Below are 22,025 nucleotides of genomic sequence, written 5' to 3'. Positions count from 1 at the left end.
GCCGGGTATGGGCGGGATACGCCGGGTATGGGCGGGGCGCCGGCCGGGTTCGGGCCGGGTGTTCACGGCACCGGACAGCGGGCTCGGGGCGCCGCGCGCCGGACTCCTGGCACCGGCCATCCGGCACCCGAGCCCGGGGCCGGCCCCGGGGCGCTAGTCCAGGACGGCCAGCGCGTCGATCTCGATGAGGAGGCCTGCCGGGAGACCGACGTAGACCGTGGTCCGGGCGGCGGCGGGGGCCTTCAGGCCCTGCTCCTCGAAGTACGCGTTGTAGATCGCGTTCATCTCGGCGAAGTGGTCGACGTCCGTGAGGTAGACGCGGATCATCATCGCGTCGTCCCAGGTGGCGCCGCCCTCTTCGAGGATCGCCTTGACGTTGGCGAGGGTCTGGCGGGTCTGCTCGCGCAGGGTCGGCCCGGCCGGCGTCGGGGGCTGTCCCTCGACGGCCGGGAGGAAGCCGACCTGGCCCGCGACCTGGAGGATGTTGCCCTTCTTCACGCCGTGCGAGAACTTCGCGGGCGGGGTGGTGTGGGTGTCCGGGGTGAGCGCGATCTTCTCGGTCATGGGGTGTCCGTGTCCTTTGCTGGGGGCTTTCCTGAGTACTCGCGGCTGATCGCGTCCGCGGTGCGGCGCACGAGCGGGAGGAGCGTGAGGAGTTCCTCGGCGGTGACGACGACGTTCGGCGCGGAGACCGACATGGCGGCGACGACCCGTCCGTCCGCGCCGCGCACGGGGGCCGCGACGCAGTTGATGGACTCCTCGTGGCCACCGAGGTCGGTGGCCCAGCCCTGTTGGCGCACGGTCGCCAGTTCCTTGAGGAACGCGGCGGCGTTCGGCGTCGAACGGGGCGTGTACAGGGGGTAGTCGAGCTTCTCCGCGAGGGCGCGGCGCTCGGCTTCGGGGAGGTCGGCGAGGAGGAGTTTCGCCACGGCGGCGACCGTGATGGCGACCGGCTTGCCGATGCGCGAGTACATGCGGACCGGGTAGCGGCTCTCGACCTTGTCGATGTAGAGGACTTCGTTCTCCTCGTGCACGGCGAGGTGCACGGTGTGCCCGCACTCCTCGTTGAGGCGTACGAGGTGGGGGTGGGCGATCTCGCGGACGTCGAGGTTCTCCATGGCCTCCTGCGCGAGCGCGAAGAGGCGGGCGCCGAGACGGTAGCGCTGGTCGGACTGGCGGTAGACGAGTCCGTGCTCGTGGAGCGTGCGGAGGATCCGGAGCGCCGTGGACTTGTGGACGCCGAGCCGGTCGGCGACCTGTCCGAGGTCGGCGGGGCCCTCCGCGAGCAGCGGCAGGATCGACAGCGCGCGGTCCACTGTCTGGCTCATGGTGTACGTACCTCCTCGTCGGCCGGCTCAGCGGCCTGCGTCCAGCCGGGGCCGAGTCGCAGTCTCCCCCACGCCGCGTCGTCGAGGGCGGCCAGCCGGTCGGCGTGGCCGCGGGTCGGCGGGGTGCCGAGGTCGCCGGGGACGGTGAGGGCGGCGGCTGCCATGAGGTGGCCGTGGCGCAGCCGGTCCCGTACGGGGAGGCCGCGCAGCGTTGCGGACAGGAACCCGGCGGCGAAGGCGTCGCCCGCGCCGACCTCGGCGACGACGTCGACGCGGAGGGCGGGCACGAAGGTGACGGTGCCGTCGTGGGTGTCGAAGGCGGTGGCGCCGGTGGCGCCCTGTTTGACGACGAGGACGGACGGTTCGGGGAGCGCCGCCCTGATCGCGGCGGGGCCGCCGGTGATGCTCCAGGCGGCCCGGGCCTCGTCCTCGCCGACGAACACGAGGTCACTCGCGCGGGCGAGTGCGAGGAGGACGGGCCCGGCCTCGGGAGCGGGGGTGGCTCCGGCGGCCTCGCGCCACAGGCCCACGCGGTAGTTGACGTCGAAGGACAGAAGAGGACGGCGGCCCGGGTGGGGCGCCGTCAGGGTGTACAGCAGGGCCCGGCAGTCGTCCGAGAGGGCCGCGGTGATGCCCGAGAGGTGCAGGACGCGGCCCGAACGGATGGCGTCGAGTGGCATGTTCGCGGGACTCATCGCCGAGGCGGCCGAACCGGCGCGGTAGTAGACGACCTCGGAGAGGGTCGCTCCGGCCTCCGCCGCGTCCGTGTGCGCGGCACCGTGCGTCCGCGCCGTGCGCGACACCGCCCGCTCCCCCGCCGTGCGGAAGTAGACGCCGGTGGGCCGGGACGGGTCGCGCCGGACGTCGGCCGTGTCGACTCCGTGGGCCGCGATCCGCGCCACGAGATGGTCACCGAAGCCGTCCGTTCCGACGCGGCTGATCCATTTGGTGCGGTGCCCGGCGCGGGCGAGACCGCAGGCGACGTTGGACTCGGCCCCGCCGATGTCGCGGTCGAAGGACGGCACATCGGCGAGGGGGCCCGGCCGCGTGGGGAGGAAGGTGACCAGGGACTCGCCGAGCGCGACCACGTCGACGTCGGCCCCGGCGTCGACGGGGCCCACACGGACACCGGTGCCGTCCGCGAGGGCGCCGCCTTCCCGGCCGCGGACGCCGACGCCGGGTCCGGAACCGGATTCGCGTCCGGAACCGGGCCCGCGGAGGACGCGTCGGGCAACTCGGGCGGGTCCGTCGGTGGTCACGGCGGGTCGGGCTCCTCGGGTCGTACCTGCACGTGCGGGGCGCCGGGGTGGGGCAGAGTGCTCCGTTGACCCGGCATCGGCCCGGATGTTAGACAGCAGTAAGCGTCATACGCAATGACCGTTGCACATGTTGCAACGACAGAGAGTCGAGGAGGCTCCCATGGCCGCCGACAAGGACGCCGTCCGCGAGGACGGCGCCGGCACGGGTGGTGCCGGCAGCGAGGGCACCGGCACGAGCGCCGTCGCCCGACTGGCCGACGAACGGGTGGACCACCGCTTCAAGGGGCTGCCCCCGGACGCGGCCGGACTGACGGTCGGCGAGCTGGCCGCCCAGCGCCGGAACCTCTTCACCGGCGGCTTCACCACGCCCGTCCTCGCCCTCTCCGCGGAGCGCCTGGAGCACAACCTCGCGCTCATGGAGACGTACGCGACCCGGCACGGCCTCGCCTTCGCGCCGCACGGCAAGACGTCGATGGCGCCCCAGCTCTTCGCCCGGCAGATCGAGCACGGCGCATGGGGCATCACGCTCGCGGTGCCCCACCAGGTGCGGGTGGCACGGGAGTTCGGGATCCAGCGGGTGTTCCTCGCGAACGAGGTCGTGGACGCGCCGGCGCTGAAGTGGCTGGCCGGGGAGCTGGAACGGGACCCGGACTTCCAGGTCATCTGCTACGTCGACTCGGTACGCGGTGTGGAGCTGATGGACGAGGCGCTGCGCGGCTCGGCCCGCCCCCTCGACGTCGTCGTCGAGCTGGCCGCGGGCGACGGCGCGCGCACCGGGGCGCGGACGGAGGCGGACTGCGCGGCCGTCGCGGACGCGGTGGCGGCGGCCCGGACGCTGCGGCTGGTGGGCGTGGCCGGCTACGAGGGCGAGGTGCCGGACCCGACGCCGGAGCGCGTCCATGCGTGGCTGCGCCGTCTGACCTCGCTCGCGGTGGAGTTCGACAAGGCGGGCCGCTTCTCCTCGTCGGCCTCTCCCGGCCTGGAGGAGATCGTGGTGAGCGCGGGCGGCAGCGCCTGGTTCGACGCGGTGGCCGACGTCTTCGCGGAGATCCCCGAACTCTCCCTGCCCGTCATGAAGCTGCTGCGCTCCGGCGCGTACGTCTCGCACGACGCGGGCCACTACAAGCGGCTGACGCCCTTCAACCGGGTTCCGCAGGAGGGCGCCCTGCACCCGGCGTTCCGCCTCTGGGCCCAGGTCGTCTCACAGCCCACCCCCACGCAGGCCTTCGTCAACGCGGGCAAGCGCGACGCCGCGTACGACCTGGATCTGCCGGAGGCCCAGGTCGTCCGGTCCGGCACCGACGGCACCGAGCGTCCGGCCACCGGAGTGGAGGTCACCGCGCTGTCCGACCAGCACGCCTGGCTCCGCACCGGGCCGGAGGCGGACCTCGCGGTCGGCGACTGGGTGGGCCTCGGCCTCTCCCACCCCTGCACGTCCTTCGACAAGTGGCAGCTGATTCCCCTCGTCGAGGCGGACGGCACGGTGACGGACTACATCCGCACCTACTTCTAGCGAAGGGCCCCGGCCCGCGCCCGCCCGCCCTCCGGCAGGAGTCCCCGGGGGCGGGCGGCCCGGGAAGGCCGGGGAGAGGACCGCGGTGAGGCCGGGCGCGCCCCGCGGCCCGGGGGTGGGGGCAGAACCGTGCCGGTGGCGCGGTGCAGGAGGACAGCGGGCCGGGCCGGGCCGGGAGGAAAGGTGCTGGGTGTGGAACTCGTCATTCGGGGCGCCCTCGTCGTCGACGGGAGCGGGGGACGTCCGTACCGGGGCGATGTCGGCGTCGACGGCGGCCGGATCACGGCGGTCCAACGCGAGGGACTGCCCGGCGTCCCGCTCTCGGGCCGCCGCACCCTGGACGCGACCGGACTCGCCCTCGCGCCCGGGTTCATCGACATGCACGCGCACAGCGACCTCGCCCTGCTCCGGGACCCGGACCACCGCGCGAAGGCCGCGCAGGGCGTCACCCTGGAGGTCATCGGCCAGGACGGACTGTCGTACGCGCCGGTCGACGACCGCACCCTCGCGGAGGTCCGTCGCACCATCGCCGGGTGGAACGGCGGCGGACCCGGCGACGACACCGTCGACTTCGGCTGGCGCAGCGTCGGCGAGTACCTGGACCGGCTCGACCACGGCTTCGACGGCGAGGGCATCGCCGTGAACGCCGCGTATCTGATCCCGCAGGGCACAGTCCGGATGCTCGCTGTCGGCTGGGAGCACCGGGATCCCACGCCCCGCGAGCTGGACCGTATGCGGGAGCTGGTGGCCCAGGGGATGCGGGAGGGCGCCGTCGGCATGTCGTCCGGGCTCACCTACACGCCCGGCATGTACGCCGAGGACGCCGAACTCACCGAGCTGTGCCGGGTCGTGGCCGCGCACGGCGGCTACTACTGTCCGCACCACCGCTCGTACGGGGCGGGCGCCCTGGAGGCGTACGAGGAGATGGTCGCCCTGACCCGTGAGGCCGGCTGCCCGCTCCATCTCGCCCACGCCACCATGAACTTCGGCGTGAACAGGGGCCGCGCCGGGGAACTGCTCGCGCTGCTCGACCGCGCGCTCGACGACGGCGCCGACATCACCCTGGACACGTATCCCTACACCCCGGGCTCCACCACCCTCGTCGCCCTGCTGCCCGGCTGGGTGCACGAGGGCGGACCGGACGCGGTCCTGGCACGGCTCCGGGACGACGCGACCGCCGAGCGCATCCGGCACCATCTGGAGGTGCTGGGCTCGGACGGCTGTCACGGCGTCCCCGTCGAGTGGGACACCATCGAGATCTCCGGCGTCTCGGACCCCGGTCCCGGGCTTGCTCCCTTCGTCGGCAGGACGGTCCTGGAGTCCGCCCGGCGGCGCGGCGGGACACCGTGGGAGACCGCCCGGCGGCTGCTGGTCGAGGACCGGCTCGGGTCGACGATCCTCCAGCACGTGGGGCACGAGGAGAACGTACGGGCGATCATGCGGCACCGCGTCCACACCGCGGGCTCCGACGGCATCCTCCAGGGGGACAAGCCGCACCCGCGCGCGTACGGCACGTTCCCGCGCTATCTCGGCCGGTACGTACGTGAACTGGGCCTGCTCTCCCTGGAGGAGTGCGTCGCCCACCTCACGTCACGGCCCGCGGCCCGGCTGCGGCTGCCCGACCGCGGTCTGGTCCGCGAGGGATACCGCGCCGACCTGGTCCTCTTCGACCCGGAGACGGTGGCGGCGGGCTCCACGTTCGAGGCGCCGCGCACTCCCCCGGTGGGCATCCCGCACGTTCTGATCGACGGCCGCTTCGTCGTCGAGGACGGCCGCCGCACGGACGTGCTGGCGGGCCGGGCGGTCCGCCGCACGAGGTGACCGGCCGCAGGACACGGTCACGGGACATGACCGGGCGCGGGAGATGACCGCGTGACTACGGCCGGGCCCGGCTCACTTGGACCGCTTGCCCGGGCCGTGGCCGGGCCGATGGCCGGAGTTGCCCCGGCCCGGACCCGTGGTCGGGGCGGCCGCGGCCGTCGTCGACGCCGTGGTGGCGGGTTCCCCGGTGGCGGTGCTGCCGTCGTCGGCGCCGCTCGGTGCGGCCGAGCCCGCGGAGGCGGAGGCGCTGCCGGCGGGTGCCCCGGAGGCGGTGCCGGAAGGGGCGGGCACGGCAGCCTCCTGCTGTCCGGGGCTCTGCGCCGGGCCGGCGGACCGCTCGGTGCGCGGAGCCCCGCCGTCCTTGCCGCCGCCCGCGGGGCCCGAGCCGAGGAAACCGGCGATCCCCACGCCGACGAGCACGACGCAGGCACCGCCCACGGCGACGGCCGTGCGCCGGGCGAGCCACGGCCGCCGTCCCGGACCGTCCGCCGAGGCCGAACGGCGACGGTGAGCACCGGACCCGCCCTTGCCGCGGCTCGCCTCGGCGTACCCGTGATCGGCGTACTCGTGCTCGGTGTACTCGTGCTCGGCGTACCCGTCGGCACCGCCGTGTGCGGACCCGTCGCCGTATCCCGGGCGGCCGTCGCCGTACGCGGACCCGTCGTCGTACGAGGACCCGTCGCCGTATCCCCCGTGCTCGTCGTGTTCCGGGCCGACGGCCTCGAAGGGCACCGTGTCCTCGACTCCGCCCCGGTCGCCCGGTACCGGCCCCGTGGGCTCCTGCCAGCCATGGGCGGCGGCCGGGTCCGCGTACGCGTCGTAGGACGGCGTCCCGTCCCCGTAGGGGTGGTACACCTGCGGCGCGCCCTGGGGCTCGCCCTGCCTCCGGTGCGCATCGCCCTCGCCGTGCGGGCCGTGGGCCCCCGGCACCCCGCTCGTTCCGGGTGCGCCGTCGCCGTACTGCGGGTGCCATGACATGGTCGCGCATTCTAGGGAGAAGGCGTGGCCGAAATGTAGTCGTCGGCGATACCGCCCCAAAGGGGCGCTCCCGCGTATACGTGCGGTTTCTTCCGCGGACCTTCGTCAGCGGACGCCGTGCGGGCGGAACTGGATGCTGATCCGCGGCCCGGTCGCCCGTGTGCTCTTGGGGATCGCGTGTTCCCAGGTCCGCTGGCAGGAGCCGCCCATCACGATCAGGTCGCCGTGACCGAGCGGCCTGCGTATGTGCGGGCCCCCGCCGTGACGGGGGCGCAGCACCAGGTCGCGGGGCGCACCGACGGACAGGATGGCGACCATGGTGTCCTGGCGGCCGCCGCGGCCGATGCGGTCGCCGTGCCAGGCGACGCTGTCGTGGCCGTCGCGGTAGTAGCAGAGCCCGGCGGTGGTGAAGGGTTCGCCGAGTTCGGCGGCGTAGTGCGCGCCGAGCGCGGTGCGCGCCTCGTCGAGGACGGGGTGCGGCAGGGGGTCGTCGGCGCCGTAGAAGGCGAGCAGCCGCGGGACGTCCACCACGTTCTCGTACATCCGGCGGCGCTCGGCGCGCCAGGGCACGTCGGCGGCGAGCCGTTCGAAGAGGGCGTCCGCCCCGCCGAGCCAGCCCGGCAGCAGGTCGATCCAGGCGCCGTCCCCGAGCACGGTCCTGCGCACCCCGGCCAGCGGGCCGAGACGGATCTCGTCGTCCTGATCGAAGAGGGATCCCTGGAGGCCTCGGGCGCCCTGGTGGTGCGTGGACATGCATCCAGCGTACCCACGAAACCGAACACGTGCTCTATTTAGATGGCGGCGTGCACCCTCCGTGTCCCCCGCGTGTCGCAAAACACGAAGCGGCCCTCCGAAACGCGCCCGTAAGGTTGGCGCATGCAGCTCATCCAGTCGACGAAGCTCGCCAACGTCTGCTACGAGATCCGGGGCCCGGTTCTCGAGGAGGCGATGCGGCTGGAAGCGGCGGGCCACCGCATCCTCAAGCTGAACACCGGCAACCCTGCCGCCTTCGGCTTCGAGTGCCCGCCGGAGATCCTCGAGGACATGCTCCGCAACCTCGGCACGGCACACGGCTACGGAGACGCGAAGGGCCTGCTCGCGGCGCGCCGCGCGGTGGTCATGCACAACCAGACCCTCGGCATCGAGACCGACGTCGAGCACGTCTTCGTCGGCAACGGCGTGTCCGAGCTGATCGTGATGGCCATGCAGGGCCTGCTCGACGACGGGGACGAGGTCCTCGTCCCGGCGCCCGACTATCCGCTGTGGACCGCCGCGGTGTCGCTCTCGGGCGGTACGGCGGTGCACTACCGGTGCGACGAGCAGTCGGACTGGATGCCGGATCTCGCCGACGTCGAGCGCAAGGTCACGGACCGCACCAAGGCGATCGTGATCATCAACCCGAACAACCCGACGGGCGCCGTCTACGGCGAGGACGTGCTGCGCGGCCTGACGGACATCGCGCGCCGCCACAACCTCCTGGTCTGTTCGGACGAGATCTACGACAAGATCCTCTACGAGGACGCCACGCACACCCCGACCGCGGCCGTCGCCCCGGACCTGCTCACGCTCACCTTCAACGGCATGTCGAAGGCATACCGCGTCGCCGGGTACCGCGTCGGCTGGATGTCCATCTCGGGCCCGAGGGCGCATGCCGACTCGTACATCGAGGGCCTGACGATCCTGGCGAACATGCGCCTGTGCGCGAACATGCCGGGGCAGCACGGCGTGGTCGCCGCACTCAGCGGACGGCAGACGATCAACGACCTCGTCCTGCCGGGCGGCCGGCTGAAGGAGCAGCGGGACACCGCGTACGAGCTGCTGACGCAGATCCCGGGCGTGAGCTGTGTGAAGCCGAAGGGCGCGCTGTACCTCTTCCCGCGCCTCGACCCGAAGGTCTTCCGGATCAGGGACGACCGGCAGATGGTGCTCGACCTGCTGCGCGCCGAGAAGATCATGGTCGTCCAGGGCACCGGCTTCAACTGGCCCGAGCCCGACCACTTCCGGGTGGTGACCCTGCCGTCGGTCACGGATCTGACGGACGCGGTGGGCCGGATCGGCCGCTTCCTCGAAGGCTACGGACAGGCATAGGCCGAGCACGCTTCGGACACCACTCAACTTTAGACGGAATCCAAGCTAGGATGGTCTCCTGTCAGAGGACAGGAGACCATCCCATGTACGAGCCGATCCGCACCAAGTCGGTCCACGGGGCGATGGCACGCGCCGACGACTTCCCGCACCGCTCACGCGAGGAGGAGCTGGACATCCAGCTCGCGGGACACCTCGGGGCGCTCCTCGCCGTCACCGACGAGCTGCGCGCCCTCGCGTCCGCCGCCGACCGCGACCTGGACGGGGCGGCCGAGCGGCTGGCCGAGCAGGTGGCGCGCCTGAGAGGCGGCCTGCCGCCCGTGCGCAGCGGCGCCGTGGACCCGGGCGACACGGACGTCCGGGCACTCCACCGGCGCGCCCACGCCCTCGCCGGGCGGGCGCTGGTGGTCGCCGCGTCGCGCGCGGACACCACTGCGGCGATTCTCGCGGCCGAGCGCATGGACGCCCACGCGGCGGCACTGCGCCCGGACCTGGCCGCGCTGTAGGGGCTGTCCGAAGCCGCACCGGGCCGGAGTCGGCCCGGCCCGCCCGGGAGGAGCCCGCCGAACGACCCGACCCGGTCCGGGCAGGGCTGCGCGGGGGCCCGGGGTGACGTCACAGGTCAGGGTGAGGGTGTCGGCGGGCCCCCGCGCGGCTCGATCCGGCGTCGGCGTCAGCCCAGACGCTTCACCAGCTCCTGGTACTGCTCCCACAGCTCGGCCGGGGTGTGGTCGCCGAAGGTGTTGAGGTGCTCGGGGATGAGCGACGCCTCCTCGCGCCACACGTCCTTGTCGACGGTGAGCAGGAAGTCCAGGTCGGCGTCGGAGAGTTCGAGGCCCTTGGTGTCCAGCGCCGCCTTGGTCGGCAGGACACCGATCGGGGTCTCGACACCCTCGGCCCTGCCGTCGAGCCGGTCCACGATCCACTTCAGGACACGGCTGTTCTCGCCGAAGCCCGGCCAGACGAACTTGCCCTCGTCGTTCTTGCGGAACCAGTTGACGTAGTAGATCTTCGGCAGCTTGGACTGGTCCTTGTCCTTGCCGACCTCGATCCAGTGGCCCATGTAGTCGCCCATGTTGTAGCCGCAGAACGGCAGCATGGCGAACGGGTCGCGGCGCAGCTCGCCGACCTTGCCCTCGGCGGCGGCGGTCTTCTCGGAGGCGACGTTCGCGCCGAGGAAGACACCGTGGTTCCAGTCGAAGGACTCGGTGACCAGCGGCACCGCGGAGGCGCGGCGGCCGCCGAAGAGGATCGCCGAGATCGGCACGCCCCGGGGGTCCTCCCACTCCGGCGCGATGATCGGGCACTGCGAGGCGGGAACCGTGAAGCGGGCGTTCGGGTGGGCGGCCGGGGTCGCCGAGTCCGGCGTCCAGTCGTTGCCCTTCCAGTCGGTGAGGTGGGCGGGCGTCTCCTCGGTCATGCCCTCCCACCACACGTCGCCGTCGTCGGTGAGCGCGACGTTGGTGAAGACGGAGTTGCCCCACAGTGTCTTCATCGCGTTGGCGTTGGTGTGCTCGCCGGTGCCGGGCGCGACACCGAAGAAGCCGGCCTCGGGGTTGATCGCGTAGAGGCGGCCGTCCTTGCCGAACCGCATCCAGGCGATGTCGTCGCCGATCGTCTCGACGGTCCAGCCGGAGATCGTGGGCTCCAGCATGGCGAGGTTCGTCTTGCCGCAGGCGGACGGGAAGGCCGCGGCGACGTACTTCGGGCCGCCCTGCGGCGGGGTCAGCTTGAGGATCAGCATGTGCTCGGCGAGCCAGCCCTCGTCGCGCGCCATGACGGACGCGATGCGCAGGGCGTAGCACTTCTTGCCGAGCAGGGCGTTGCCGCCGTAGCCGGAGCCGTACGACCAGATCTCACGGCTCTCGGGGAAGTGCGAGATGTACTTGGTGCTGTTGCACGGCCACGGGACGTCCTTCTCGCCCTCGGCGAGCGGCGCGCCGAGCGTGTGGACGGCCTTCACGAAGAACCCGTCGGAGCCGAGCTCGTCCAGGACCGGCTGCCCCATGCGCGTCATCGTGCGCATGGAGACGGCGACGTACGCGGAGTCGGTGATCTCGACGCCGAGCGCGGAGAGCGGGGAGCCCAGCGGGCCCATGCAGAACGGGACGACGTACATCGTCCGGCCCTTCATCGAGCCGCGGAAGATGCCGCCGTTGCCGTCGGTGCCCTGGAAGATCTCCCGCATCTCGGCGGGGGCCTTCCAGTGGTTCGTCGGGCCCGCGTCCTCCTCCTTCTCGGAGCAGATGAAGGTGCGGTCCTCGACGCGCGCGACGTCGCTCGGGTCGGACGCCGCGTAGTAGGAGTTCGGGCGGAGGGTCGGGTCGAGCTTCTTGAAGGTGCCCTTCTCGACGAGTTCCTCGCTGAGGCGCTCGTACTCGGCCTCGGATCCGTCACACCAGACCACGTTGTCCGGCTGGGTCAGTTCGGCGATCTCGTTGACCCACGAGATCAGTCCCTGGTGGGTGGTGGGGACGGTGTTGGGAGCCGCGTTGTCGCGCGCCACGATTGCTCCTAAAAGAGGGGTTTTTGTGATTGTTGCCCCGTGGGGGCTGCGACCCGGACGCTTCGTAGCCGCTCATCCGGTGCCGACCGCACTCATCTGATCATCCGTCCCGGCCGCCCATCTGTCCAGATGGCCGCACACGTGAGCGGAGTGAGCAATCCCACGTACCCTGGCTGTCCACGGGGCAAACGACAACAGCCCCCGTATGGGTCGGATATCCGGAGATGTCCCTGCGGGACTGATCCGTAACTTACGGTGGCGTAGGTACCATGCCCCGCATGACTGCGCCCGTCCCCGACGCGCCCACGGACTCGCCGGCCGCAGGCCAAGGTCCCGGCGCGACCTCCGTGCCGCATCCCCAGCCGCACCCGGTCGACCAGCCGCACCAGGCCGACCGACTGCACACCGCCGAGCCACCGCACACCGTCAAGCCGAAGCTGCGCGGCTGGCTGCACGCCGGGATGTTCCCGGCCGTCCTCGTCGCCGGCCTGGTCCTCACCGCACTCGCCGACTCGACGCGGGGCCGCGTCGCCTGCGGCATCTACGTCCTGACCGCCTGTCTGCTGTTCGGCGTCAGCGCCCTCTACCACCGGGGCAATTGGGGCCCCCGGGCCGGCGGCGTCCTGCGCAGGCTGGACCACGCGAACATCTTCCTGATCATCGCGGGTACGTACACCCCGCTGACGATCCTGCTCCTGCCGGGCGCGACGGGGCAGTGGCTGCTCTGGGGCATCTGGGCCGCCGCGGCGGCGGGCATCGTCTTCCGCGTCTTCTGGGTGGGCGCCCCGCGCTGGCTCTACACCCCGTGCTACCTCGCCATGGGATGGGCCGCGGTCTTCTTCCTGCCCGACTTCATGCGCGCCGGCGGCATCGCGGTGCTCGTCCTGGTGATCGTCGGCGGCCTGCTCTACAGCGCGGGCGGCGTGATCTACGGCATCAAGCGTCCCAACCCGTCACCTCGTTGGTTCGGCTTCCACGAGGTCTTCCACTCCCTCACGCTCGCGGCCTTCGCCGTGCACTACGTGGGCATCTCGCTCGTGGCGTACCAGCACGCCTGAACCCGGCCCCGCCCGCCGGCCGCTCCCGCCGCCCAACGTCTCCCGCCCTCCTCCCCCTTCGCGCCCCCGTGGCCGCGGCTTCCGAAGCCGCGGCCACGCCCCGTTCGCCCGCCCCCGGGACCTGCGCCCGCCGCTCCCGCGCCCCGTGCCCCCGCCCTCGCGGACTTGGCCCCGGCTCCCGCCGATGGCCGACAATGATCCGTATGACGGACGCACCCACCTCCTCCCCCGCCGACGGGTCCCACCTGGGACTGCGTGAGCGGAAGAAGATCAAGACGCGCACGGCGATCCGCAGCGCGACGTACGCACTGATCTCCCGCCAGGGCTACGACGCCACGACGATCGAGCAGATCGCCGAGGCCGCCGAGGTGTCGCCGTCCACCGTCTTCCGGTACTTCCCCACCAAGGAGGACATCGTCCTCACCGACGAGTACGACCCGCTGCTCGAGGACATGCTGCGGGCCCGCCCCACCGACGAGCCGCTGCTCGACTCGCTGCGGGCGGTGATGCGCCACGGCTTCGACATAGGCATGCGGGAGGAGCCCGAGGTGACGAAGCTGCGCACGCGGCTCATGCTCGACGTGCCCGCGGTCCGCTCGCGCATGACGGAGAGCATGTCGGTGACCAGCCGCATCCTGTGCCGCGTGATCGCGGAGCGCACCGGACGCCACGCGGACGACCTGGAGGTGCGGTCCTACTCCATGGGGATCATGGGCGCCCTGATGGAGACGTCCCTCTACTGGGCCGAGCGCGGCCACCGCGACGAGCTGCCCGACCTGGTGGACCGCGCCCTGACCACCATCGAGAACGGCGTCGGCCGGTGAACGGGCCCGAGATCCACATCGTGTTCGCGCCCGAGCTGGGCACCTTCCTGCCGGGCGCGCGCCGCAGCGGCCCCACCCCGGTCCGTACGGACGGCGTCTCCTCGCTCGGCCATGTCGTCGAGTCGCTGGGCGTACCGCTCACCGAGGTCGGCGAGCTGTGCGTGGACGGGCGCGAGGTGCCGGTGTCGCACGTCCCGTCGTCCGGCGAGACCGTCGAGGTGCGCACCGTCACCCGTCCCCAGCCGGTGCCGGGCGCACCGCTGCGCTTTCTGCTGGACGTCCACCTCGGCACGCTGGCGCGGCGGCTGAGGCTGCTGGGCGTCGACGCGGCCTACGACGCCGAGGACCCCGGGGACGCGGCGCTCGCCGCGCGCTCGGCGGCCGAGCGGCGGGTCATGCTCAGCCGGGACCGGGGACTGCTGCGGCGCCGTGAGCTCTGGGCGGGCGCCTACGTCTACAGCGACCAGCCCGACGACCAACTGCGCGACGTGCTCGGCCGCTTCGCCCCCGACCTCGCCCCGTGGACACGCTGCACCGCCTGCAACGGCTCCCTGAAGGACGCCACGAAGGACGAGGTCGCGGACCAGCTGGAGGGCGGGACCCAGCGCTCCTACGACGTGTTCGCCCAGTGCGTGGAGTGCGCCCGCGTCTACTGGCGGGGCGCCCACCACGACCGGCTGGAGCGCATCGTGGGCAGCGCGGTCGCCGAGTTCGGCAGGACGGACAGCGGCCACCGCTGAGCCCGGTGCCCGGGTGCCCGGGCACCCGGGCACCGAGCGAAACCCCTAGTCCAGCACCGTCAGATCCAGGCGGGCCACCCGCTCGGGGTCGGCCAGGATGTCGATCGCGACGATCCGCCCTTCCACGACCGTGAACCCGAGCACCGAGAAGGGCTCCCCGTCGCGATACGACACCACGCCCACCGCACCGTTGACCAGCGCCGCCCGGGCGGTCCCCGCCCCACCCGAGAGCCGCGAGAAGGTGAGCGCCTGCCCCGCGACGGCCTCCGGCCCGTGGACCTCGCGCCACCCGGCGGCGGTCTCCGAGCGCAGCACGACCTCCGGGTCGAGCACCGCGACCAGCCCGTCGAAGTCCCCGTCGCGCGCGGCCGCGAGGAACGCGTCGACGGCGGCCCGCTGACGGGCCGGATCGGAGTCCGGCACCGGCGCGGTCCCCCGGACCCGGCGCCGGGCGCGGCTCGCGAGCTGCCGTGCCGCGGCCGGGGTGCGCCCCACCATGGGGGCGATCTCCTCGAACGGCACCCCGAACATGTCGTGCAGCACGAAGGCGAGCCGTTCGGCGGGGGCGAGCGTTTCGAGGACGACGAGCAGGGCCAGGCCGACCGAGTCGGCGAGCAGCGCCTCCTGCTCCGGCTCGACCCCGGAGGCACGGCTGATGATCGGGTCGGGCAGCACCCCGTGCGCCGTCCCCATCGGCTCCTCGCGCCGGGCCGTACGCGAACGCAGCATGTCCAGGCACACCCGCCCGACGACCGTCGTCAGCCAGCCGCCGAGATTGCCGACCCCGCTCACGTCGGACCGGCTCAGCCGCAGCCAGGCCTCCTGGACGGCGTCCTCGGACTCGCTGAGCGACCCGAGCATCCGGTAGGCCACGGCCCGCAGATGTCCACGGTGCTCCTCGAAGCGCTCCGCGAGGAACTCCGTCGCCCCCGGGTCCGCACCGGGCTCCCGGTCCGCACCCGCGCCCGGGCCCGTCAGCCGCTCCCCCACCAGGTCCTCCAGTCGTCGCTCGTCCATCGGTGACCACCTCCCGCACGTTCCGTCGACACACTGACGAACGGAACGCCACCGGTGTGACAGGAGATCACGGCGAGCCCCGTCGCGGGCCTGTCCGGGCCCGGACAGGCCGACGACGGCCCCGGACCCGCCCTGCCGTCGACCGGCCTGCCGCCGGCGGTCGGCCCCCGCGCGGGACCGGCCGGCGGTCGGTGGACGGGACCGTCAGCCGCCGAGCGCCGTGCGCAGCCGCTCGGCGTCGGTCGTCGGCGCGTCGCAGGTGAAGTTCCGGCAGACGTACGCCGCGGGCCGCCCGTCCACCAACGGCCGGCCGGCGAGCAACGGCAGCTCCTCGCCGTCCGGTTCGCCCGCGGCCACGACCGCGCCCGGCGCCGTGCCGAGCAGGGCCGTACGGTGCAGATCACGGGTGGCCGGGTCGTCCGCAGGGCCGACCACGGCGATCTCGCGGGGACCGTCGAGGAGCGCTTCCGCGACCGCGAGTCCCCAGCCGATGAAGCGGGGAGCCCGCGGGCCGAGCGCCTTGACGACGCCCAACGCCCGTTCGGCGGCCTTCCGGTGGGGCTCCGAGCCGGTCTGGGCCGCGTAGGAGAGCAGGGCGCCCGCTGCCGCGGTCCAGCCCGAGGGCGTCGCGTTGTCCGTCGGGTCCTGCGGGCGCCGGATCAGCCGCTCGGCGTCGGACGCCGTGTCGTACAGCTCGCCGCCCTCGCCCGTGAACCGCGCCAGTACGTGGTCCAGCAGGAAGCCGGCGAACTCCAGCCACACGCCCTCGCCCGTCACGGACGCCAGCGTCAGGAAGCCCTCCGCGACGTCCGCGTAGTCCTCCAGCACCCCTGCGTGGGCGCCGGCGCGCCCGTCCTTCGAGGTACGGGCGATCCGGGCCTGGTCGTCCATGTGGAGACGCACGAGGAGGTCCGCCGCCCCCACCGCGGCCTCGATCAGGTCCGGGCGGTCGAAGTAGGCGCCGGTCTCCGCGAGCGCGGCGATCGCCAGGCCGTTCCAGGCGGCGACCACCTTGTCGTCCCGGCCGGGCGCGGGGCGCTGTCCGCGCGCCGCGAGCAGCCGCTCCTTCACCGAGGCGATCCGGTCGGCGTCGAGGACGGCGTCCTGCCGCGGGAGCCGCAGCACCGAGGCTCCCTCTTCGAAGGTGCCTTCCTCGGTCACCCCGAAGCACGCCGCCGCGAGGGCGGCATCGTCCTCGCCGAGCACCTCGCGCAGCTGCTCGGGGGTCCACACGTAGGAGGCGCCCTCGACGTGCCGCCCGGTGCCGGCACCGTCGCTCCCGCCGTCCCCCCGGGAACCCTCGCCGTGCGACGGGGCTTCCTCGCTGTCGGCGTCCAGTGCGGACGCGAACCCACCCTCGTTCGTGCGCAGTTCGCGCACCATGAACTCGGCGGTCTCCAGGGCGACGCGGCGAGCGAGGTCGCTCACCTCGTCGGCGGCCCCGTCGCGGGCCGTGGCCCGCCAGAGGTGGGCGTAGACACGGCAGAGCAGCGCATTGTCGTAGAGCATCTTCTCGAAGTGGGGCACCACCCACTTCCGGTCGACCGAGTAGCGGGCGAACCCGCCCCCCAACTGGTCGTAGATGCCACCGCGGGCCATCTGCTCGCAGGTGTCGGCGGCCATCTGCAGGGCGCCTTCGGAGCCGGTGCGCGCGTGGTGGCGCAGCAGGAACTCGATCACCATCGACGGGGGGAACTTCGGTGCGCCGCCGAATCCGCCGTGCGTCGCGTCGTACTCGCGGGTCAGCCCGAGCAGCGCCGCGGCGAGCTCCTGCTCCCCCGGCACCGCCGTGTCCCCGTAGGCCAGTTCCCGCCCGGCGAGGTCCTGCACGATCTTCCCGGCGACCTCGGCCACCTCGTCGCGCCGGTCGGTCCAGGCCGCCCGCACACCCTCCAGCACCTGCCCGAACGACGGCATGCCGTGCCGCGGCTCCGGCGGGAAGTAGGTCCCGAAGTAGAACGGCTCGGCGTCCGGTGTGAGGAACACCGTCATGGGCCAGCCGCCCTGTCCGGTCGCCGCCTGCACGGCCTCCATGTAGACGGCGTCGACGTCGGGGCGCTCCTCGCGGTCGACCTTGATGTTGACGAAGTGTTCGTTCATCCGGGCGGCGGTGGCCTCGTCCTCGAAGGACTCGTGTGCCATCACATGGCACCAGTGACAGGACGAATATCCGACACTGAGCAGCACGGGGACACCGCGCTCACGGGCCTCCGCGAAGGCCTCGGCCGACCAGGGCCACCAGTCGACCGGGTTGTCGGCGTGCTGGAGCAGATACGGGGACGTCTCATGGGCCAGTCGGTTCACCTGTCCACTGTCCCACGGGCCGGTGCCGGTTCCGGCTCCCGGGCGTGTCGGGATCGCTCCCGTCCGTGGCGGGGTGTCGCAGGACCGCGCTAGCCCGCGACGGGCCCGGGCGTCCCGGTGCCGCCCTCGTCTGCGTCGGGCACGGCGAAGAAGCGCAGGCTCACCGGGCGGGCGCCGTCGGGCGCCTCCTCGCGGGGGTGGCCGTAGCGCCGTACGAGGGCGTCGTACTCACGGACGAAGGAAAGCAGTTCGTCCTTGGTCATCCAGCCGCCGGCGCGCTGCACCTGGGCCCAGCCGTCCGGCCCGCGGTACTCCCGGTGGGCCCGCAGGTACAGCTCGCCGTCCGCGCGGATCTTCAGCATGGCCAGTTGCTCGGCAGCGGCGTACTCGTCCGGAGCCATCCGGGCCGGATCGGGTGTGGTGTGGCTGAACGGCATGGCCCGCCACCAGCGTTCACGGCCGCCGGACTTCTCCGGGATCTCCTCGATCAGCTTCTGCTCGGCGAGCTTGCGCAGGTGGTAGCTGGTCGTGCCGGAGGACTCCTCGAGCACCTTGGCGAGCACGGTGGAGTTCGCCTCGCCGTGCCGGCCCAGGTATTCGAGGATGCGCCGGCGCAGCGGGTTGCCGAGCGACTTGTACAGCGCGGTCCGGTCGGCGCTGGTCATCTCGCCGTCCGCGCGGCCGCCGTTCTCCGTCATGCGCCCACGATATCGGCCCTGCCCCAGCTTTGCCGAACAACTTCTGCAGAGAAATATTTGCAGAATTATTTCTGCGGTTCTACGGTGGGTCCATGCGAACGATCCGGAACAGCTCGGGCCGTGCCGTGCGGGCACGCCACTGGACTCTTGCCTTACTGGGCGTGGCCGCCGTGGCCCTCATACCGTGGATGGTGCTGCTGGCCCGCACCCTCCCCGACCACGCCGACGTGCGGAACTGGTCGCTGGCGTGGATCGGGCTCGACATCCTGATGGCCACGGGCTGCGCCGCCACCGCGGTCCTGGGGTTCCGCCGCGATCCCCGCGCGCGGCTCACCGCGTCCGCGACCGCCGCCGTCGCGGTCCTCGACGCCTGGTTCGACCTCACCACCGCACAGCCGGGCGGCGCCCTCGCACAGGCGGTCGCCTGCGCGGCCGCCGAGACGGCGCTCGCCGGCGCCTGCGCCTACCTCGCCCTGTCCCGGCCGCGGGTCTGACCGCCGCGCGCCCCGCATCCCCCGCGCGCATGCTTGATCGGCGATCCGGTCGCGCTCCGGCCCCGCACCAAGGACACTGTGCGGCAAAGAAGTTGACGCCGGAGGGGGACGTGTCATGCGGGACGGCCATCGGGCGGAGGCCGAGCGGCTGCTGGTGCGGGCCGTGGAGGAGGAGGTCAGGCGGTCGGGCGGGCGTACGGACGGGACGGTGCTGCTCGCGCGGGCGCGCGAGACGCTGGACTCGCTCGCCGAGACGGCCGCCGAGGAGTACGCCGCGTACACGCACGCCCTGGACGAACAGGAGGCCGGGCGGATCGGCTTCGGGCAGCGGTACGCGAAGGAGGGCGCGGGAACTCCGCTGCTCGTCGCGGCCGTTGCGGCGGTGGGCGCCTGCGTCGCGGACCTGGCGCTGGGCACCGGTCCCGGCACGGCCGTCGGTGCCGGTGCGATGGTCGCGGTGGTCGGCGCCGCCACGACGGTCGCGAAGGTGACGGCCTCCCATGTGCCGGCCGCGAGCCGCCGGGCCGGCGCCCGCAACCAGCCGGGCGGCCCGGAGCAGCTGCGGCTTCAGTGGCTGACGGCGCTGGAGGTGCGCGGCATCCGCCCGTTCCTGGACCAGCAGCGGGTGCTGACCGCGTCGACGGGAACGGCGGCCAAGAAGACGGGACCGCAGTTGCGGCGCACGGACAAGAGCGCGGCCGCGCGGCGGCGCTCGGTGCTGGAGCAGTCGTTCGGTCAACTCCCCGACGCCGACGGCCCGTTCGCCGGGCGGCGGGGGGCCATGGGGCGCATCGCTCAGGCCGTGCACCAGGCACGGGCGAGCACGGAGACCCGGCCCACGGTGGTGGTGCTGCACGGGGCGCCCGGTTCGGGCCGTACGACGCTGGCAGTGCGCGCCGCCCACGAGCTGAGGGACCAGTTCCGGGGCGCCTGCGTGGTGGATCTGCGCGCCGACAGCCCGGACGCCCCGCCGCTGTCGACCCGCGACGCGCTCCTGCATCTGCTGAACCGGCTGGGTGCCCCGCGCGAACAGCTGCTGTTCCGCGACCGCGCGTCGCAGGACCAGCAGGTGCGCCGGCTGAGCGAGCTGTACCACCAGCATCTGACGGGCCTGGCGGTGGCGATCGTGCTCGACGACGCCTCCGACGCCGAGCAGGTCCGCACCCTGATCCCGGAACGGTCCGACAGCCTCGTGCTGGTGACCGCCCGGACGCCGCTGGACCTGCCGGCCGATCTGCCGGCGTGGGTGCACCAGGTGCCGGTGGAGCCGCTGGACGCGGCGGGCGCCGAGGAGCTGCTGCGTGCGTCGGCGGACGACGACGCGGCGGCGGCTCCGCACGACGCGGAGGCCTCCGACCGGATCCGGGAGCTGTGCGGCGGACTGCCGCTGGCGCTGCGTGTCGCGGGCTCGTCGCTGGGCGCGCGTACGCCGCGCCAGCTCGCCGCCGACCTGTCGGCGTACGGACCGGTGGAACCGGTGGAGCGGGTGCTGTGGCTGCGCTACACCGACCAGCCGGAGCCGGCCCGGCGGCTGCTGCGACGGCTGGCGCTGGCTGGCCGGGCATCGCTGGGCGCCGCCGCGGCGGCCGCCCTGCTCGCGACGGACGAGCCCGAGGCGACCCGCCGGCTGACGGAGCTCTCCCGCGCCGGGCTCATCGACCATGTGCGCGGCAGCCGTTACCGTCTGCACGATCTCGTACGCGGTTTCGCCCAGGCGCGGCTCCTCGACGAGGAGGACCCGGCCGAGCGCACCGCGGCGCAGGAGCGCCTGATCGTCAACTATGCGGAGCTGGCGGACTTCGTGATCCGCCTGGTGGACGGCAAGACGTCGACGCGGGCGGACAGCGCCTTCCGGGCGAGCACGGTCGGTCCGCACGGGTTCCCGTCGCTGGACGCGGCGCTGCGCTGGCTGGACGACGAGTCGAGCTTCATCACGGCGGCACTGCGGCACGCGGAGGGCGTGGACCAGGCGGCGGTGCTGAATCTGCTGGGCGCGCTGTGCGACTACTGCCTGCTGCGCGGCGACCTGTACCGGCTGGGCGAGATCAACGAGCTGACGCAGGCCGTCGACCAGGGGCTGCTGGTGCGGTCGGTGCAGTGGCGCACCGGTATCGCGGCCCGCCAGCTCGGCGAGCTCGACAAGGCGCGTACGACGCTGTCGTCCGTCGTGGACCTGTACTTCGAGGCGCACCACGAGGCGGGCGCGGCTCGGGCCCTGTGCTCGCTGGGCATCACGCTGCACCACCAGGGCAATCTGGCGGAGGCGGAGACGAAGCTGCGGGAGGCGCTGGACCTCCAGGCGTCGGACGCGCTGGCGGCGGACCGTGCGTGGACACTGCATGCGCTGGCGGCGGTGGAGCGGGACCGGGCGCGCCTCGGGGAGGCGTTCGAGCTGCTGACGACGGCGCTGGTCCTGCACCGCGAGTCGGAGTCGGTGCACGGCGAGGCCTGGGCGCACTTCCAGCTGGGGCAGGTCCATCTGCGCAGGGGCGAGGTGCCGCACGCGGAGAGCGAGCTGCGGGAGGCGCTGGAGCTGTACGGGCGGACCCGGGACGCACGCGGCGAGGCCTGGGCGCTCACCCAGCTGGCCCGTGCCCGGCTGGTGGACGGCGATCCGTCCGCCGCCGTGGACGGCCTGCGCCAGGCCGCGTCGCGGCACCGCGAGAACGAGGACGCACGGGGCGAGGCCTGGACGGTGTACTACCTGGGCCAGGCCCTGGAGGAGACCGGGGAGCTGGATCCGTCGGTGCGCGAACTGGAGCGCTCGCGGACGATGTTCTCGCGGATGCGGGACGTGTACGGACTGGCGTGCGCCCGGCACCATTCGGCGCGCGTCACCCGCGACCAGCGGGCCGCCCAGACGGGTTCCCTGCGCAACTCCGGTTTCGCCCGGCAGCTCCTGGTGGACGCCCGCGCCGACTTCCAGCGCATCGGGATCGCGCACGGCGAGGCGTGGACCTGCCTGGAGCTGGCGGTGGTGGACGCGGGCAACGACCGCAGCCAGCAGGCACTCGCGCTCTGCGACGAGGCCGCGGGCCTGTTCGCCACGTACGGCGATCGGCGGGGCGAGGACTGGGCGCGCTTCCTGCGCTGCACGCTGCTGCCGTACGCGTCGCCGGGCGGCGTCGAGATCGGCACGGCGGTGGCCCAGGAGGATCTCTCACAGCTCTCCCGGGCCGGACATCCCGCCCGGGACGGCAAGCTCGACGACTACATCGACGCCTATCGGCTTCTGCTGGAGCGCGGCATCGAGCTGGACGCGGGCTGGCAGGCCTGGCGTCTGGGCATGGTGCCCGGCCGCCACGCCCGCGAGGTGATGGGGGTGCCGGTGGAGGCGGCACCGCGCTAGGGGGTGTCCGCAACGTCGCGCCCGGCTCGCGACGCCCGGCAGAGCGCCTCG

18 protein-coding genes are annotated in these 22,025 nt (G+C 73.2%); 9 read left to right on the top strand and 9 right to left on the bottom strand.

Translation table 11 applies throughout. The annotated features are described in order from the left end of the window. Nucleotides 1–153: 153 nt before the first annotated feature. The 3 genes from ACWCP6_RS05235 to ACWCP6_RS05225 are packed head-to-tail and all read right to left on the bottom strand — an operon-like array spanning nt 154 to nt 2,449. Nucleotides 154–564: a RidA family protein gene (locus tag ACWCP6_RS05235; RefSeq protein ID WP_450930957.1), complete on the bottom strand. Its 411-nt coding sequence runs from the start codon at nt 562–564 to the stop codon at nt 154–156. Further along, entirely contained in the window at nt 561–1,328 is a 768-nt protein-coding gene (locus ACWCP6_RS05230) for an IclR family transcriptional regulator (RefSeq protein WP_450930956.1), read from the bottom strand. Before ACWCP6_RS05230 ends, ACWCP6_RS05235 begins: the two co-directional genes overlap by 4 nt. Beyond that, the gene (locus ACWCP6_RS05225) at nt 1,325–2,449 is read right to left on the bottom strand and encodes a sugar kinase (protein WP_450931115.1); all 1,125 of its coding nucleotides are present in this window, start codon (nt 2,447–2,449) and stop codon (nt 1,325–1,327) included. Before ACWCP6_RS05225 ends, ACWCP6_RS05230 begins: the two co-directional genes overlap by 4 nt. A 298-nt stretch (nt 2,450–2,747) precedes the next feature. On the opposite strand from ACWCP6_RS05225, the gene ACWCP6_RS05220 reads away from it, so the two are divergent. After that, nucleotides 2,748–4,100 (top strand): amino acid deaminase, encoded by a 1,353-nt coding sequence (locus ACWCP6_RS05220; protein ID WP_450930955.1) that lies wholly within the window; start codon nt 2,748–2,750, stop codon nt 4,098–4,100. 192 nt (nt 4,101–4,292) lie between these two features. Continuing rightward, entirely contained in the window at nt 4,293–5,921 is a 1,629-nt protein-coding gene (locus tag ACWCP6_RS05215) for an N-acyl-D-amino-acid deacylase family protein (RefSeq protein ID WP_450930954.1), read from the top strand. A 72-nt stretch (nt 5,922–5,993) separates the two neighbouring features. On the opposite strand, the gene ACWCP6_RS05210 is transcribed toward ACWCP6_RS05215, so the two are convergent. Together ACWCP6_RS05210 and ACWCP6_RS05205 are read right to left on the bottom strand one after the other, a co-directional pair. Next, nucleotides 5,994–6,899 carry a hypothetical protein gene (locus tag ACWCP6_RS05210; protein ID WP_450930953.1) on the bottom strand — a complete coding sequence of 302 codons (906 nt, stop codon included), beginning with the start codon at nt 6,897–6,899 and terminating at the stop codon, nt 5,994–5,996. Nucleotides 6,900–7,004: 105 nt separating this feature from the next. Then, nucleotides 7,005–7,652 (bottom strand): alpha-ketoglutarate-dependent dioxygenase AlkB family protein, encoded by a 648-nt coding sequence (locus ACWCP6_RS05205; RefSeq protein WP_450930952.1) that lies wholly within the window; start codon nt 7,650–7,652, stop codon nt 7,005–7,007. Between the two features lie 123 nt (nt 7,653–7,775). Here ACWCP6_RS05205 and ACWCP6_RS05200 point away from each other — a divergent pair, with 123 nt between their 5' ends. Then, the gene (locus ACWCP6_RS05200; RefSeq protein WP_450930951.1) at nt 7,776–8,987 is read left to right on the top strand and encodes a pyridoxal phosphate-dependent aminotransferase; all 1,212 of its coding nucleotides are present in this window, start codon (nt 7,776–7,778) and stop codon (nt 8,985–8,987) included. Nucleotides 8,988–9,070: 83 nt separating this feature from the next. Beyond that, entirely contained in the window at nt 9,071–9,490 is a 420-nt protein-coding gene (locus ACWCP6_RS05195; RefSeq protein WP_450930950.1) for an SCO4983 family protein, read from the top strand. A gap of 167 nt (nt 9,491–9,657) precedes the next feature. On the opposite strand, the gene ACWCP6_RS05190 is transcribed toward ACWCP6_RS05195, so the two are convergent. Then, nucleotides 9,658–11,490 (bottom strand): phosphoenolpyruvate carboxykinase (GTP), encoded by a 1,833-nt coding sequence (locus tag ACWCP6_RS05190; protein ID WP_450930949.1) that lies wholly within the window; start codon nt 11,488–11,490, stop codon nt 9,658–9,660. A gap of 278 nt (nt 11,491–11,768) precedes the next feature. On the opposite strand from ACWCP6_RS05190, the gene trhA reads away from it, so the two are divergent. The 3 genes from trhA (at nt 11,769) to ACWCP6_RS05175 (ending at nt 14,112) form a co-directional block, all read left to right on the top strand. Further along, the gene (gene trhA / locus ACWCP6_RS05185; protein WP_450930948.1) at nt 11,769–12,548 is read left to right on the top strand and encodes a PAQR family membrane homeostasis protein TrhA; all 780 of its coding nucleotides are present in this window, start codon (nt 11,769–11,771) and stop codon (nt 12,546–12,548) included. A 203-nt stretch (nt 12,549–12,751) separates the two neighbouring features. Beyond that, nucleotides 12,752–13,372 carry a TetR/AcrR family transcriptional regulator gene (locus tag ACWCP6_RS05180; RefSeq protein ID WP_450930947.1) on the top strand — a complete coding sequence of 207 codons (621 nt, stop codon included), beginning with the start codon at nt 12,752–12,754 and terminating at the stop codon, nt 13,370–13,372. Further along, nucleotides 13,369–14,112, top strand: coding sequence for a Mut7-C RNAse domain-containing protein (locus ACWCP6_RS05175; RefSeq protein WP_450930946.1), 744 nt, complete (start codon nt 13,369–13,371; stop codon nt 14,110–14,112). The genes ACWCP6_RS05180 and ACWCP6_RS05175 overlap by 4 nt, the downstream gene beginning before the upstream one ends. A 45-nt stretch (nt 14,113–14,157) precedes the next feature. Here the strand turns inward: ACWCP6_RS05175 and ACWCP6_RS05170 are convergent, their stop codons facing one another. The 3 genes from ACWCP6_RS05170 to ACWCP6_RS05160 all read right to left on the bottom strand — a co-directional run bounded on the left by ACWCP6_RS05170 (nt 14,158) and on the right by ACWCP6_RS05160 (nt 18,131). Continuing rightward, entirely contained in the window at nt 14,158–15,129 is a 972-nt protein-coding gene (locus ACWCP6_RS05170) for a sigma-70 family RNA polymerase sigma factor (RefSeq protein ID WP_450930945.1), read from the bottom strand. Nucleotides 15,130–15,333: 204 nt separating this feature from the next. After that, nucleotides 15,334–17,433, bottom strand: coding sequence for a thioredoxin domain-containing protein (locus tag ACWCP6_RS05165; protein ID WP_450930944.1), 2,100 nt, complete (start codon nt 17,431–17,433; stop codon nt 15,334–15,336). 89 nt (nt 17,434–17,522) lie between these two features. Then, a complete protein-coding gene (locus tag ACWCP6_RS05160; protein ID WP_450930943.1) occupies nt 17,523–18,131 on the bottom strand; it encodes a helix-turn-helix domain-containing protein in 609 nt (202 codons plus the stop codon). Between the two features lie 92 nt (nt 18,132–18,223). On the opposite strand from ACWCP6_RS05160, the gene ACWCP6_RS05155 reads away from it, so the two are divergent. Both ACWCP6_RS05155 and ACWCP6_RS05150 read left to right on the top strand, forming a co-directional pair. After that, entirely contained in the window at nt 18,224–18,625 is a 402-nt protein-coding gene (locus ACWCP6_RS05155) for a hypothetical protein (protein ID WP_450930942.1), read from the top strand. 115 nt (nt 18,626–18,740) lie between these two features. Next, on the top strand, nt 18,741–21,974 hold the full coding sequence (locus ACWCP6_RS05150) for a tetratricopeptide repeat protein (protein WP_450930941.1): 3,234 nt from the start codon (nt 18,741–18,743) through the stop codon (nt 21,972–21,974). Nucleotides 21,975–22,025: the final 51 nt, after the last annotated feature.

This window comes from Streptomyces sp. NPDC002004, assembly GCF_053593975.1.
The sequence above is the reverse complement of the archived record's forward strand: the minus strand, read 5'-3'. Positions and strand labels throughout refer to the sequence as shown.

Coding starts and splice junctions, on each gene's coding strand:
- ACWCP6_RS05230 (WP_450930956.1), bottom strand. CDS start 1,328: ATGAGCCAGACAGTGGACCGCGCGCTGTCGATCCTGCCGCTGCTCGCG.
- ACWCP6_RS05160 (WP_450930943.1), bottom strand. CDS start 18,131: ATGACGGAGAACGGCGGCCGCGCGGACGGCGAGATGACCAGCGCCGAC.
- ACWCP6_RS05205 (WP_450930952.1), bottom strand. CDS start 7,652: ATGTCCACGCACCACCAGGGCGCCCGAGGCCTCCAGGGATCCCTCTTC.
- ACWCP6_RS05155 (WP_450930942.1), top strand. CDS start 18,224: ATGCGAACGATCCGGAACAGCTCGGGCCGTGCCGTGCGGGCACGCCAC.
- ACWCP6_RS05195 (WP_450930950.1), top strand. CDS start 9,071: ATGTACGAGCCGATCCGCACCAAGTCGGTCCACGGGGCGATGGCACGC.
- ACWCP6_RS05170 (WP_450930945.1), bottom strand. CDS start 15,129: ATGGACGAGCGACGACTGGAGGACCTGGTGGGGGAGCGGCTGACGGGC.
- ACWCP6_RS05235 (WP_450930957.1), bottom strand. CDS start 564: ATGACCGAGAAGATCGCGCTCACCCCGGACACCCACACCACCCCGCCC.
- trhA (WP_450930948.1), top strand. CDS start 11,769: ATGACTGCGCCCGTCCCCGACGCGCCCACGGACTCGCCGGCCGCAGGC.
- ACWCP6_RS05150 (WP_450930941.1), top strand. CDS start 18,741: ATGCGGGACGGCCATCGGGCGGAGGCCGAGCGGCTGCTGGTGCGGGCC.
- ACWCP6_RS05220 (WP_450930955.1), top strand. CDS start 2,748: ATGGCCGCCGACAAGGACGCCGTCCGCGAGGACGGCGCCGGCACGGGT.
- ACWCP6_RS05210 (WP_450930953.1), bottom strand. CDS start 6,899: ATGTCATGGCACCCGCAGTACGGCGACGGCGCACCCGGAACGAGCGGG.
- ACWCP6_RS05180 (WP_450930947.1), top strand. CDS start 12,752: ATGACGGACGCACCCACCTCCTCCCCCGCCGACGGGTCCCACCTGGGA.
- ACWCP6_RS05200 (WP_450930951.1), top strand. CDS start 7,776: ATGCAGCTCATCCAGTCGACGAAGCTCGCCAACGTCTGCTACGAGATC.